This is a genomic window from Pyxidicoccus sp. M6 (assembly GCF_055568925.1).
Window position 1 is genome coordinate 6283191 of sequence record NZ_CM145714.1, and the last position, 13699, is coordinate 6296889.

Annotated in this window: 9 protein-coding genes; 6 read left to right on the top strand and 3 right to left on the bottom strand. The window is 69.9% G+C overall.

Annotation, left to right across the window (positions count from 1 at the left end; all coding sequences use genetic code 11):
* Window positions 1–37: 37 nt before the first annotated feature.
* Window positions 38–646: a hypothetical protein gene (locus ACVTJA_RS25035; protein ID WP_465839761.1), complete on the top strand. Its 609-nt coding sequence runs from the start codon at window positions 38–40 to the stop codon at window positions 644–646.
* Window positions 647–677: 31 nt separating this feature from the next.
* On the opposite strand, the gene ACVTJA_RS25040 is transcribed toward ACVTJA_RS25035, so the two are convergent.
* Window positions 678–1217, bottom strand: a complete 540-nt coding sequence (locus tag ACVTJA_RS25040; RefSeq protein WP_465839762.1) for an FHA domain-containing protein — start codon at window positions 1215–1217, stop codon at window positions 678–680.
* Window positions 1218–1281: 64 nt separating this feature from the next.
* Between ACVTJA_RS25040 and ACVTJA_RS25045 the strand changes: the two genes are divergently transcribed.
* Window positions 1282–2253, top strand: coding sequence for an NAD-dependent epimerase/dehydratase family protein (locus ACVTJA_RS25045; RefSeq protein ID WP_465839764.1), 972 nt, complete (start codon window positions 1282–1284; stop codon window positions 2251–2253).
* Between the two features lie 128 nt (window positions 2254–2381).
* Entirely contained in the window at window positions 2382–3794 is a 1413-nt protein-coding gene (locus ACVTJA_RS25050; RefSeq protein WP_465839766.1) for a hypothetical protein, read from the top strand.
* 88 nt (window positions 3795–3882) lie between these two features.
* Here ACVTJA_RS25050 and ACVTJA_RS25055 read toward each other — a convergent pair whose 3' ends face one another.
* Together ACVTJA_RS25055 and ACVTJA_RS25060 are read right to left on the bottom strand one after the other, a co-directional pair.
* Window positions 3883–4944, bottom strand: coding sequence for a zinc metalloprotease (locus ACVTJA_RS25055; RefSeq protein ID WP_465839768.1), 1062 nt, complete (start codon window positions 4942–4944; stop codon window positions 3883–3885).
* Between the two features lie 26 nt (window positions 4945–4970).
* The gene (locus ACVTJA_RS25060) at window positions 4971–5309 is read right to left on the bottom strand and encodes a hypothetical protein (protein ID WP_465839769.1); all 339 of its coding nucleotides are present in this window, start codon (window positions 5307–5309) and stop codon (window positions 4971–4973) included.
* A 413-nt stretch (window positions 5310–5722) separates the two neighbouring features.
* On the opposite strand from ACVTJA_RS25060, the gene ACVTJA_RS25065 reads away from it, so the two are divergent.
* The 3 genes from ACVTJA_RS25065 (at window position 5723) to ACVTJA_RS25075 (ending at window position 13689) form a co-directional block, all read left to right on the top strand.
* Window positions 5723–10453 (top strand): hypothetical protein, encoded by a 4731-nt coding sequence (locus tag ACVTJA_RS25065; RefSeq protein ID WP_465839771.1) that lies wholly within the window; start codon window positions 5723–5725, stop codon window positions 10451–10453.
* A 207-nt stretch (window positions 10454–10660) separates the two neighbouring features.
* Window positions 10661–11428 carry a hypothetical protein gene (locus ACVTJA_RS25070; protein ID WP_465839773.1) on the top strand — a complete coding sequence of 256 codons (768 nt, stop codon included), beginning with the start codon at window positions 10661–10663 and terminating at the stop codon, window positions 11426–11428.
* A gap of 302 nt (window positions 11429–11730) precedes the next feature.
* Window positions 11731–13689, top strand: a complete 1959-nt coding sequence (locus tag ACVTJA_RS25075; protein ID WP_465839774.1) for a phage tail sheath C-terminal domain-containing protein — start codon at window positions 11731–11733, stop codon at window positions 13687–13689.
* The last annotated feature ends 10 nt before the right edge of the window (window positions 13690–13699 follow it).

Sequence of the window (13699 nt, forward strand, 5' to 3'; positions counted from 1 at the left end):
TCCGCGCGGCCACACCCGGGAAAGTCAGGTGTGCATCTTGGGGGAGGGAGTGCTGAAGTCCGGGCGCTTCGTGCGCTGCCTGCATCGCAGCCCCCTTCCATCTTCCGGGTCCATCGCCATGCGCATCCTCCGTCCCGCCGTCGTCCTGAGTCTCCTGCTCGCCGCCTGTGCCGCGCCCCAGGTCCGTCCGCCTGGAGCCATCCGCAAGGTGGTGGTGGTGGTGGGCTCGCGCGTGGACACGCTGCCCACGGCCACGTACCGCGAGGATTTGATGGGGGAGGGCAACCCGCGCACGGTGCTCGTGAGTCAGACGGAGGCGGTGCTGCGCGAGCGCGGCTTCGAGGTGGTGGGCACGCGAATCTCGGCGGCCCCCGCGCCCTCCACGGACGAGGTGGTGAAGCTCATCGACGACAACCAGGCCGAGGCCGCGGTGGTGGTGGTGCTGGCCTGGGTGGACGCGTCCACCATCTACTCGCTGGGCCGGGCCGAGGTGGTGCTGGACACGGGCGTGGTGTCCCCCGGTGGGGACCTCAAGTGGCGCAACGAGACGCACACGGTGTCCCAGGTGAGCGTCTTCACGGCGCAGGCGGACTGGAACTCGTACCTGCGCAAGGCGGTCATCGAGGCCGTGCGCGCGGTGCCCTGAGCCTTTGGGCACCGCGCCGCTCCGCGAATCGTCAGGGCGCGGGAGGCGGCTTGGGGCTGGCCCGGCGCAGGTGCTCGTGGACGGTTTCGGCGCGCAGGTAGAGGAACTGGGCGTCGCCGAAGGCCAGCGTGTCCCCGTCGTGGAGCGGCACCTGGGCGCGGTAGGCCAGCGGCGCGCCGTTGAGGAAGGTGCCGTTCATGGACTCCGCGTCGCGGACGGTGAAGCCGCCGCGCTCGGCGTTCCACCGCAGGGTGGCGTGGTGCTGGGAGACGGACGGGTCCGGCACCACGAGGTCGCACGTGTCGGTGCGGCCCACGGTGAACTCCTCGCCGTCGACGGTGGGCTGGAGGAAATGGACCTCCAGGCTGTCGAAGTCGCGGAGCATGGCCAGCAGCCGCTCTTCCATGCGCGCGCGGTGGGCCATGGCGACGGTGCGGACGCTGGTATTGCTCAGGGCGGCGGCCTGCAGCAGCGCCGCGGGTGGCTGGATGAGGGCCACCGGGCCGGACGCGGCCATGAATGCGTCCAGCGGGGCCCCGGCAAAGGGACGGAGCTGTTTCACGGACACCATGCAACCTCCACCCTACGTGCAAGCGGTGGAGACGGGAAGCGCTCCGTGGGAGCGTACGGGGCGCATGCGGGTCCTCGTCACCGGAGCGGCGGGTTTCATCGGGCATCACGTCAGCGCGCGGCTGCTCGCACGGGGGGATTCCGTCCTCGGCGTGGACAACCTGGACCCGTCCGGCGCCGTGCCCCTCAAGCAGGCCCGGCTCGCTCGCCTGAGGAGCCTGCCGGGCGCCAAGGGCTTCACCTTCCATCCGGTGGACGTGACGGATGGGGAGGTGCTGCGCGCCCTCTTCGAGCGCGAGCGCCCGGAGCGGGTGGTGCACCTCGCGGCCCGCGTGGGCGTGCGGGAGAGGGGGCCGGGGGCCTCGCGAGGCTACCTGGATGCGAACGTCACCGGGTTCCTCCACGTCCTGGAGGCAGCGCGGGGCGTGGAGCACCTGGTGTACGCGTCCTCCAGCTCCGTGTACGGCGCGGGCTCACCGGTGCCCTTCCGGGAGGACGCGGCGGCGGACCGGCCGCTGAGCGTCTACGCGGCCACCAAGCGCATGGACGAGCTGCTGGCCCATACCTCAAGCCACCTGCACGGGCTGCCCACCACGGGCCTGCGCTTCTTCACGGTGTATGGGCCGTGGGGCCGGCCGGACATGGCGCCCATGCTCTTCCTGCGGGCCCTGCGCGAGGGGCGCCCCATCGACCTCTACGGCGAGGGCCGGATGCGGCGCGACTTCACGCACGTGGACGACGTGGCGGAGGCCGTGGTGCGCGTGTTGGACAGGCCACCTTCCGGGACACCGCCGTACCGGCTCCTCAACGTCGGCCGGGGCGAGCCGGTGGCGATGCGCGACTTCCTGGCGCTGCTGGAGCGGCACGTGGGGACGCGAGCGCGGGTGAATCCGCTGCCGGCCCAGCCGGGAGAGCTGGACGCGACGTGGGCGGACGCTTCCGCGCTGGAGCGCGAGACGGGCTTCCGCGCCCGGGTGTCGGTGGAGGAGGGCGTGGCGCGGCTGGTGGCGTGGGACCTCGAACACTCCGGCCGCTGAGCCGTTGAGTCGCTCCGCGCACGCCGTGTCTATAGTGCCGCCGTCGGGACGCGCGTCCCGGTCACCCGGGCCGGCGGGTGGCGTGCTCCTCGAATCCATCTTCTGCAACGCCCCGCCGGAGTGACGTCATGGCCCGCCTTTCCCTCATGCTTGCCGCCCTCGTTCCGTTGCTTGGAGCCTGCTCGGACTCGGCCAACGACGACTGTGTCCGCGACGCGCAGGCCGGCTACGAGGCGCGGGAGCCCTTCGACGCGCGCACCCGGGTGAGACGGGTGGACTGTGGCTTCCAGAGCAGCGTGCACGCGCTGTCCGTGCTGGCGGACGGCTCCGCGTGGCTCCGCCGCGGCGAGTTCAAGGACCACGGCGACGAGAGCTTCTACTACCCGGCCGTCAAGGTGCTGACACACGTGGGGCCCGGGGGAGAGCTCCTCGGCGAGCTGACGATGCCGGACTTCATCCAGGACTTCGTCGTGCACCCCAGCGGGGAGCTCTCCGTCTTCGGCTGGGAGAAGACGGCGTCGAAGACGGAGCTTCAGCTGCGGCGCCTGCGTCCGGACGGCACCGTCATCGCCGAGCGCGTGCTGCGCAACGATGTGCCTCCGGAGGAGCGGCTCTACTTCGAGGCCACACCGGACGGCCGGGTGTCGAAGATCGAGGTGCCGGAGGACGAGCGCACGATGACGGCCCTCCTCGTCCAACCCGTCGGCGAGGACGTGTACGTGCTGGCGGGAATGGACGGCCTGCGCCTGCTCCGGCTCGACAGCCGCCTGCAAACGCAGTGGGTGGGGGTGGTGTCGCCGAGCGTGGCTCTCCGGGCCTCGACCTGGGAGCAGATGTACGCCATGGGCGCGCCCTTCATCGGCTGGGCGCTGACGGTGGACGAGTCGGGCCGGGCCCACGTCGCCACGCCCCTGCTGGACGTCCAGCGGCGCGCGTACGCGGAGTCGCTCCGGCGGCTTCCGGACGGGCCGCAGCGCCGGGGCATCCTCGTGACGAGCTTCGAGTCCACGGGCGCATTGCTGGGCGCGAGAATCGTACCGACGGACACCGCGGACGATATCGCCGGCCTCGCGGTGGGGGGCGGGGCCTTCGCCATCGGCGCCCGCTCGAGCAGCCGGACGGAGCGCGAGGACAAGCGCTTCGACACCAACCTGTTCTTCGCCTCGGGCCGTCTGGACCGCCCGGCGGAGGAGTACGTCACCCGCGACTTCTCGCTGGACCAGGACGAGGCGCCCGTGGCCCTGGTGCCGTGCGGGACGGAGCGCTACTGCCTCGCGGGCCACACCGGCTACGTGGAGCTGAACAACGGGCGCACGCAGGACAACGGCAAGGGCTTCATCCTGACGCTGGACGCGAGCGGCGCGCAGCAGGACCTCCTGCTCCTCGAGGGCCAGCGCGACACGGAGGTCGTCCAGGCCGCGGCGGGCCCTGGCGGCTCGGTGGTGTTCGCGTTCTCCACCAACTCGCCCCCCAACCCCGCTCGCGTGGCCGACCACCTCAAGAACAACGAGGTGTGGCTGGGCGTGTACGGCGGCCCCTGACGCCGGACGCCCTGGAGGCGGCGGCCCCTGACGCCGGACGCGGCGGCTCCTGCTCAGCGAGCCGCCGCGCGGGACTTCGAGCTCCAACTCACAGCAGGGGCACCCTCGTGGACACGGGCACCACGACCTGCTCCGCGTAGTCCGCGGGCGTGAGCACCTTCACCGTGCCGGAGTACGAGTACGTCCGGCCGAGGAAGTCCGCGTGGGAGAACTGCAGCGAGTACGTCCCAGCGCCGAGCCACGAGGAGAGGTTGCTGGACGAGCTGTAGCTGATGCCTCCCAGCGTCCACGCGAAGGACGAGGCGACGACGGAGAGCGTGGCACCGCGCGCGCCCCAGGCGGAGGACAGGCTGAGGGGCTCGGTGGTGCGGATGACCGTGCGGCCCACCAGCTCCGCGACGCGCACGGGCTCCGGGTAGAGGATGTGCAGCGCGAGCTGGTCCCACGTGGACAGGCCCGAGTGGCCGTAGTTGCCGTCGATGCCGCAGGCCAGGAACTGGTAGTGCATCACCGAGTACCTGTCATACGGCGTGAGGTGGCCGCTGCTCGCACTGCCGCCGTAGCCGCTGGCGGTGCACGTGGCGGAGTCCACGTCGTTGCGGACGTGCTCGTGGGCGAGGCCCAGCGCATGACCGAACTCGTGCAGCGTGTGGTTCCTCCAGGGCACGCCAAAGCCGTCCGCGTCGTCACCCAGCTTCAGGTTGTAGCGGCAGCTTCGGTTGGCGGTGAGGTCGCTCGGTGCGTTGGACCAGCTTCCCCAGCCGTTGTTCTCTCCGTTGTAGTTGCCGTTACCGTCGAGGAACATGGGGCAGCCGTTGCCGGGCACCATGCCGGTGCCGGAGACGCTGGTGCCGGGCAGGACGACACGGATGTCGCCGCCGAACCAGTCATCGCCGTTGGCCTGGACGATGGAGGCCGGGCAGGTGCCCAGGTAGTTGAAGCGGATGTTGGCGGCGCGCTCGAAGTCGTGGATGTAGTCGAGCACCTGCTGCACGCGCGTGGCACGCGAGGTCAGCGCGTCGCCCACGAAGCAGATGCTGGGCGTCGTGCTCCGGACGCCATGTTGCCAATACAGGGAGGCCTGGGCGGGGAGTGCTCCCAGCAGACAGGCCAGGAGGGAAAACCCATACCAGACGCGTCGGATTTCCATGGGAGGCCTCAGGAATCCGTGACGTCTCACCACATCGCAACCCAGTTGATGAGCCGGCAGTCATTGGACTGACAGCCGATGCTGGTGCCCGCGGTGGTAGAGGGGTTGTAGTCGATGGACAGCGTGCGGCCACCGGCGAGCGCGGTGCTGAGCAGGCTGAGCATGCGATTCGCATGAGCGGTGTCGGTGGTGGACAGCGCGAAATACCAGATTCCGCCCGCGGCGGACGCGGCGCACTTCACGTGGATGCGGCTGGAATACACTGCCACATTGGCAGGCGTGCAGGACGCGCTGTCCGCGAGCGCGGGAAGGCTGGTGAGGGCAAGGCCGAGAGCGAGGGCAGGGGCGATACGGGACGTCTTCATCATCATTCTCCAGGGTGCGGACGCGGAATGCGTCGGTGTTGGTGCAGTGAGAACGAGGGCTCGCGAAAATCTTCCCGGCGATGCGAATTTCTTCGTCAGGAAATTGTAGGGAAGCTCGACGACCCGATGCCGAAGCTCCGTCCGTAGGTATGTAGAGGGGGAGTCCCGAAGTCCGACAGTGATTGGGCCAGCACCCCGGCCGGGTGGGTGTCTGGAGCAGGGGATGTGTGTATGCGCATTCCCGCTGGAAGGATGGTCATGAGGGGACACCGCGGTCATACGCGCTCGCGTACGCAGCGCGAATGTCAGAGGGAGGCTGTCTCATGCCCGGCGTGAAGGTGCAAACCACCCGGGAACCGGCGCGTGTCCGGTTCAAGCCTCCAATAGCGCTACCTCAAACCGAGCCGCGTGAGATGGATGCGGAGCGGGAGAAGCTGCGGGACATCCTCGAGGATGCTCCGGCTTTCACGCCCGTGCCGTCCGCCGTGGCGCCAGAGTCTCCGCCGGCCTCCGTGTCTTCCGGCGCGGGTGGGCCTCCTGTCGTTCCCCTGGGGGACTCGGGGCCGCCGTCCGTGTCTATCGGCGGAGTCGGTGAGGTCTCCGGACATTCAGCGGCGCCGTCTGCGTCCGTTCTCGCAGGAGACATCGTCTTCGTGCGCCCCTCGGCAGGTGGCGTCAGTGCGCTGCTCGATGAAGGACGCGCGGAGGTGGCGAGGCAGGGCAGGGACGGTGAAGCACTGCTCTCGCGCCTCGTCACGCTGCTGCTCGTTGGGGACACGGTCATCTGGTTCGGACCGAACGGGCAACAGGTGGACGCCTTCATGCTCCGGCCGGACGCCTCCACCTGGAGGCCGGGCTGGTACCTCGCAGCCGAGTCGGAGCTGTTGCGCCTGGTGGAGCTGAACGGCGAGCGAAGCTGGGAGTCGTGGGTCTTCGAGAAGGAGGACGTGGCGTTCCTCGCGCGCTGGCTGAAGCCGGAGGAGGCCCGGCGCTTCACGGAGCGGGTCGGCAGGGAGGGCGGCAACGTCGTGGCGTTGGTGGGCATCCCCACCACCACGCCCTCCGGTGGCACGGGGAAGGTGGACACGTCGGGCGCGGAGCAGCTCGTCGCCGGAGTCCGCGAGCGGTTCGCGCAAAAGGCGGACGACACCGGTGTGCCGGGCGGCGAGGAGGGGCTGTCCACATCGGAGCGCCGCGTGGTGCCGGACCGGCTGGTGGCCTGGTCCAACGAGCGCGGCGCGTTCGTCAACGTCTGGGTGGATGGCGCGCACACGTCGCTCCCCGTGGCGGGCGACGAGACGGTGGACGCGCTCGCGCGGCGCGTACAGGAGGCCGCGGAGGAACTGCGCGAGTCGCGTGACGCGGAGGCGAGCACGCGCGTGACAGGTGGGGCCTCGGAGACGGGCTTCACGAAGAAACAGGGCACGGCGAGGCCGGAAGCGCCCAGGCTGGAGGGAGCAGCGCGCGTGGCCAACGCGCCCGCTTATCCGGCGCGCATCATCAACTACGGCCCGGACATCACCGTCACCGGCGCCACGCAGCGCTTCGAGATGGTGCTCGACTACGCGCCCGCGGGGATGACCACGATGGACCAGGTGGCCGCGCGGCTGCAGCCCATCTCGTACGTCTGGGACATCTACGAGGTGACGGACGTGAAGCCCGAGGCGCGCGGCGCGCTGGCCTGGCGGGCCACGGACTCCGTCGAGCAGCTCTCGCGCATGGAAGGCTCCGCCCGCGACGTCGAGCGCGAGCTGGAGGACAGCGGAGAGGACACGCGGGCCGACTTCGAGGATTCCCTCTCAGGTCCGGCGCCCCTGGTCGCGGCGACCTGGCAGGCCCGTGCGGCGTGGCTGGGCGTGGTGGGTCTGAGCAACGTGGTGCGGCTTGGGCGGGCCAGCATCAGCAGCTACATCGACCTCGTCACCACGCCGCGAAGCGAGCAGGGCATCGGGTGGAGTCACGAAGGCGAGTTCCTCATCCGCTGCATCGCCACGCCGACGTCCGACGAGAGCAGTGTCATCCGCCGCGCGTCCAGCATCGCCACCTTCGCGGTGAAGGTGGTGGACGTGAATCGGCGCGCCGCCGAGGTGAACGAGCGCGGCGCCAACGAGCTGCGCCGGCTGGAGGCCGAGCGCGACACGGCGGAGGGTGAAGAGCGCGAGCGGATCGATGCTCGCATCGCGGCGCTGCACAGGGCGGAGACGGGTACCGCGGCGGAGCTGGGGGCAGACGCGGTGAAGGCGCTGGAGCAGCGCCTCGCGGCGGCGGACCGGCTAGCCGCGGACCGCAAAGCCGGCACTCCGAGGGAGCAGCGGAGCGCGGAGGCGCGGCTGCTGGACGTGCAGCTGGAGCTGCAGGGCATTCCGCTCGGCGAGTACCAGCGTGAGCTGCGCGCGCAGAAGAAGGGGATGGACGCGCGCCTGCGGCTGATTGGCGAGGTGGACGGCAGCATCCCCGGGCGCGACTTCCGGCCGCACGTGACGCTGGTGTCCGAGGAGACGGGCCAGGTCAACGAGCTCATCATGATGCTCGGCGAGGCGAAGAACTCGCACGAGGGGGCCCGGCACTACCTGCTCGCGGACGTCACCGTGCCCTCTCCGAGAGACAGGCACGTCTTCGAGGGGCGCAGCACGCAGGCGGGCGCGGCGGGCCACGCGGAGGCCGTGCGCAGGGCGTTCGTCGACTTCCGGGAGAACAACGGCTACGGGCGCGGCACGCTCGCCATCCGCCTGCCCGAAGCGCTGGAGAAATCCGCGAACGGTCCGCTGGGCGTGGAGCCGCGGATGCGGAGCGCTCCGGGCACGCGCGCCCGGGTAATGCAGCGCCTGAGAGACCTTGCCACGGCGGCGGAGCTGGCCGGCCTGTTCCTCACGGGGCCCGTGGGCCTGGCGGTGGGAGCGGTCGGCGCGGTGGCAGGCGCCGTCGTCGCGGTGGACAGCCTGTCGCGGCGACACTCGGCGGGAGCGCTGCGGTGGGACTTCGAGACGATCATGGACGTCTCGTCGATTGTCGGCGGCATGGCGGGCGTGGCGGCGCCTTCGCTGGGCGCGCTGCGCAACGTCCCTCGCTGGGCCAACCGCGTGGAGCGGCTGCAGGGGATGCTCCACATCTACGGCCAGCTGCAGCTCGGCTCGTCGGTCATCGTCATTCCGGTGCAGCTCGAGATGGAGCTCGCGGCGCTGGAGAAGCAGAAGGGGCAGCTCAGCCCGGGCGAGCTGGCGGCGAGACGGGCGGAGGCCATCCTCGGCGCGGTGCGCTCGGGGTTGATGACGGTGGAGTCCGCCGCGCAGATGCTGCACCCGGGCGACGCCGGAGGCACGCGTCGCACGTGGGTGTCCGAGACTTCAGCGCGGCCCGTGGAGGCGGAGGCTGGCAGGCCCGTGACGGGAGAGGCTCCCGACGTACGCGCGCGTCCGGACGGTGAGCCGCACGTCACGCCGGAGGGCGATGGTGTCGCGACGCCGCGCCGTGAGGACTCCGCGCTGGCCTCGCGCGAAGCGGCTCCGGCGATCCATGCGCCCGAGGTGAACACGCGGGTGCGCCAGCTGGAAGCGGAGCTGGGGGACTTGCAGGGCCGGGTCTCCGTGGTGGAGCACCCGGACTTGAAGAGCGGGTCCACACGCGTGCGCTACCGGCGCGGGCGGTTCCAGCTCGAGGTGGGACCGGACGCGGGCCCGTTCCAGATTCGCACGCACCTGGAGACGGCGCGCATCCTCCTCCGCTACGAGGGGCCCATCGGCCACATCCGCCGGCTGCTCAGCCGCATCACGCAAATCTTCACCCGCATCCCCGGCTACGGCACGCAGGGCTTCGAGTCCCGCCTGGAGGTGCGCAAGCTGCGCGGCATCATCGACGAGCTGGAGGTAATGCGGCGGGACATCGAGGGCCGCATCGAGCAGCTCGGCGACAAGGACAGCGCGGCGCTCGCGCGCGAGGCCGAAGCCATCCAGCAGCAGCTCGATACCCTACGGGGCCAGCTCTACTACTACGAGAGCCTGGTCGACTCGGTGGCCGAAGGGCGAGGCTTCGTCGCCGCCTACGAGAAGGCGACCCTGCAGGACCTGGGTGCGCAACAGGCCGAGCTGGAGGCCATCCGTGTACGGCTTCAGAAGACGGGCCAGGAGCCCCTGACAGCCATCATCGACCGGGCGGCGGACCTTCAGGCCGAAGGCCGCCTGGTGGGGCTTGAGGGGTGGCTCCGGGAAACCGCCGCGCAGCTGGCGGACCGACGGACACTCGACCTCCGGCTGAGCGCACTCACCGAGGCCGTGAAGACAACGGTCTCGGCGGACCCCTCGGACCGTGTGGTCCTGATTCCTCCCGCTCCAGGAACCACGGGAGCATTCACCTCCATGCTGGAGTCGGGCGCCGCCACGGGCGGCCGGATTCCCGAGCAGAATGAGCAGTACGCTCGTACTCGCATCCCACCCGACAAGCGGGCGCTGTTCGACTTCTGGGCCAGTCGCGCGGTCCGGAGCGGCGTCCCGCTCGAGTCGAGGCTGGATTGGAGGGCCGGGAAGGGGATGCCTCAGGCCCGCTTGGAGGCCAGGCTGGATGAGCTGGCGGCGGAACTGGCGTCACATGAGCGCCTCTACCGACACGGCTCCAACCTGAGAGCTCCGCTCCGGCCGGACCTGCCTGGCTTCAAGCAGGAGGGCCAGGTCTCCATCCGCTTCGAGGCGAAGCCCCCCGCGGACTTCGAAATCGAGCAGGCCAGGCGGCTCCAGGACTACAAGAAGGAGGAGCTCGTCCTCTTTGGAGACACGGCCCTGCGGCAGTCGTACCCGGGCATTGACGGGACGCTGGGCTCACCGCCACGGCCCATGCAGCTCAAGTACATCCCTCCGAATGACAGGGATAACTTCCCCCCCTCGTCCGTGCGCGGCACGGCAATGGGGGCGTTGGAGAAGGCGCGCGCGGCCGGCATCCACCACGTGGAGGTCTACATCGAGGTGCCGGGCTACACGCTCGCGGAAGTGGAGGGCGGCTGGGCCGGTCCCCTGGAGGGAAAGGACAAGAAGCCCAGGGTCGTCGGCGACGTCTTCGACGGAGACCTCGTGTCGCTCATCGAGATCCACTGTCAGGACGCCAAGGTTCGCGTCACGTTCGATGGCACGCGGTATGACTTCAAGAAACTTCCCTGAAGGGAGCGGGTGATGGCGGGTCACTTCATCAGTTGCCTTGCTCCCGGAATCGGGCTGGAGGCGCATGGGCGGCTCGCGGAGGCGCTTGCCCGCGTGGGGAGACAGGTGCTGGCGCGCCAGCGTTTCGAGCCCGGCGCGCCGCTTCCAGTGCACGAGCCCGGAACACTCCGGTGGCGTGTGCTCCGCGCCCGCGAACGTGGAGGTGCGGTGCTGGTCCTCGACGAGCACGGGCCGGAGCACTGGGACCTCTGCTTCTTCAGGGGCTTGTCGGCGGTGGCGGATGGCCTCGTCGTGGGCATGGAGCAGTACGACCTGCTCACGCGAAGAGGACTCTGCGGCTTCTTCTCCGGGCGCACCCTCGAGGTGGCGCGTGAGGAAGGGGGGCTGACGTCCACCACGCTGGGAAGTCCGCCCCTGTACCAGCTTCTCGGAGGGCGCTCCCTGGTGGACCTGTATGAGGAGCGCTTCGCGAACCTCTGCGGCACGCTCCCTGGGAGACTGCACTACGCGGAGGTATTGGCGGTGGAGGATTGGAAGGTATCCGCCCCCATGGAGCGCTTCTCGCCCGAGGCCCTCTCCCGCGAAAGCCTCCTGATACTGTCGGATGTGGAGGAGCGTGCATGGCGCACAGCGGCCGAGTCTGGCCTGATGCGCGGCGGCCGCTGGCGAGCCAGGCGCTCCCCCGCCTTCGACGCACCGTATGTCGAGGTCCGCCACGACGGCGCCTTCGAGGACGCCCGAATCATCGACCTCTCCCGCGTGCTGGGGTGCTTTGTCTCTGCGGTGGAGTTGTGTCCGGCGGGGACTCCGTTCCGGTGGATGGAGGCGAGCCATGGCGCGCTGGAGGACTCGGGCACCGGAGCGACAGGCGAAGAGTTGCTCAAGGTGCTTCTCCGGTCCGTGTTCCAGATGGGCGAGGGCCCCGGGCTCATCTTTGGCCACGGAAACGACGGCTGGAATCAAATTCCAGGATGAGTGTTTTCACTCCTGACCGCCAGTCAATCATTGGGTCCGGCAGAAAAATCGTCCCGCCAATATCCAAGCAAAATTTCCTGGCGCGTATAGGGAAAGGGTTGGCGGGGGGGCGATAGGCGGTTGTCAGACGTCGATTGTATAAGCCTTCGCAACTCACGGCGGTGCCTCAGGCGCCGGGCGCGGTCGGGCGTCCGGTAGCAGTGCCTGGCCTGCTCCTCACTTCATACGGCAGTCCGTCTCAACTCCCGTCATGACCTGACAGGTCAGACGTGTGTGCAATTCATTTCTCAAGGAGAAGTGGCATGGCGACCTATCTGCACCCCGGTGTCTATCTGGAAGAGATTCCGAGTGGTGCAAAGCCTATCGAGGGCGTGGCGACATCTCTTGCCGCCTTCGTGGGTGAGGCGACACGCGGGCCCCTGGGCACGCCGGTGTTGGTGCACAGCCTCGAGGAGTACGAGCGTACCTTCGGGGCCATCAGCAGCGAGCAGGATGCAATGGGTTTCGCGCTGCTGGCCTACTACCAGAACGGTGGCAAGGACGCGTACGTCGTCCGCGTGGCCAACCCCTCGGGGGCGCAGGCCGCGTCGGTGACGCTGAACAACACGGACGTGACGCCGGACCCGGTGCTCACCCTGCGCGCCACCAGTGAAGGCGCGTGGGGCAACGGGCTCCACTATCGCGTCACCCGCTCGGCCTCCCTGGCCGCGCCCGCGTTCACGCTCGAGGTCGGTCACATGGAGTTGGTGGACGGGCTGCCGCGCTTCAAGGCGGACCTGACGTTCCCCAACCTCTCCATGAACGAGCGCGCGCCGACGTACGCGCTGGCCGTGGTCAATGGCGAGTCCTCGCCGGTGAAGCTGCAGCTCGCGAGCCCCACCGTCATCGGAGACCTGTCCAACGGCGGCAAGCTCACCGGCGCGGCGCTCCACGCCACCACGGTCCCCGCCAACTACTTCGCCCCGGGGCCCCTGCCGGCGGAGCTGCCGTTCAGCCTCAACCTGGACGGACTGGGAGCGCGCTCCTTCACGCTCCTCAAGGCGGACCTGGCGCTGGGCGGCACGGACGCCGCCGCGGACGCCGGGAAGGTGGCCACCGCCCTCCAGAACGCGGTCCGCGCCCTCGCGCCCACCGACTCGCCCTTCAAGGACTTCACCTGCGCGTACGACGGCACCAACCGCCAGTTCGTGCTCACGTCCGCGAAGTCGTCGTCCTCCTCCGTCGAGGTGTATGACAGCGCGCTCGCGCGGCTCATGAAGGTGGACCCGGCGTCCAACCCCGCGCAGGTGCACGGCTCGGCGCTGCTGGTGCCGGCCACGGTGGAGGCCAGCGCGACGGCGAAGCTCGCGGGCGGCGCCGCTGGCGCGCCCCGCACGGAGGACTTCCAGGCCGTCTTCGCCGGCGCGCTGAAGAAGATTCGCGACATCACCACGGTGCTGCTGCCGGGCAACTCCCTGCCGAGCACCGGTGCGGGCAACGGTGCCGTCAGCGCGGCGCTGGCGCACTGCGAGGAGCTGCGCAACCGGGTACTCATCGTCGACCCGGAGCCCGGCTTCGAGCTGACCTCCGCGTCGAAGGTGGACCAGCTCAAGCTGCCGACGTCCACGTACTCCGTCGCGTACTACCCGTGGGTGAAGGTGGCCAACCCCTTCTACAAGGCGGAGGCGCCGGGGACGAAGAGTCCCACCGTGCGCGTGGCTCCGTCCGCGTTCGCCGCGGGCATGTGGTCCCGCATCGACGCGCGCCGCGGCGTGTGGAAGGCGCCCGCGGGCGTGGAGACGGGGCTGACGGGCGTTGCCGGCCTGGAGTTCGTGGTGGACGACGGGACGCAGGACCAGCTCAACCCGCTGGGCGTCAACTGCCTGCGCTCGCTGCCCAACTTCGGCTCCGTCATCTGGGGCGCGCGCACGCTGGCCACCAAGGCGGAGCCCGAGTGGCGCTACGTGTCCGTGCGTCGCACGGCCATCCTCATCGAGCAGAGCGTCTACAACGGCATCCAGTGGGCGGTGTTCGAGCCGAATGACCACCGGCTGCACGCGGCGCTGCGCACCAACATCGGCTCGTTCATGGACGGGCTGTTCCGGGCCGGCGCCTTCCAGGGCGAGAAGGCCTCCGACGCGTACTTCGTCCGCTGCGGTCTGGGCGACACCATGACCCAGGGGGACATCGACCGCGGTCAGGTCATCGTCGTCGTCGGGTTCGCGCCGCTCAAGGCGGCCGAGTTCGTCATCGTCCGCATCCAGCAGAAGCTCCAGCAGTAAGGCCACCGAA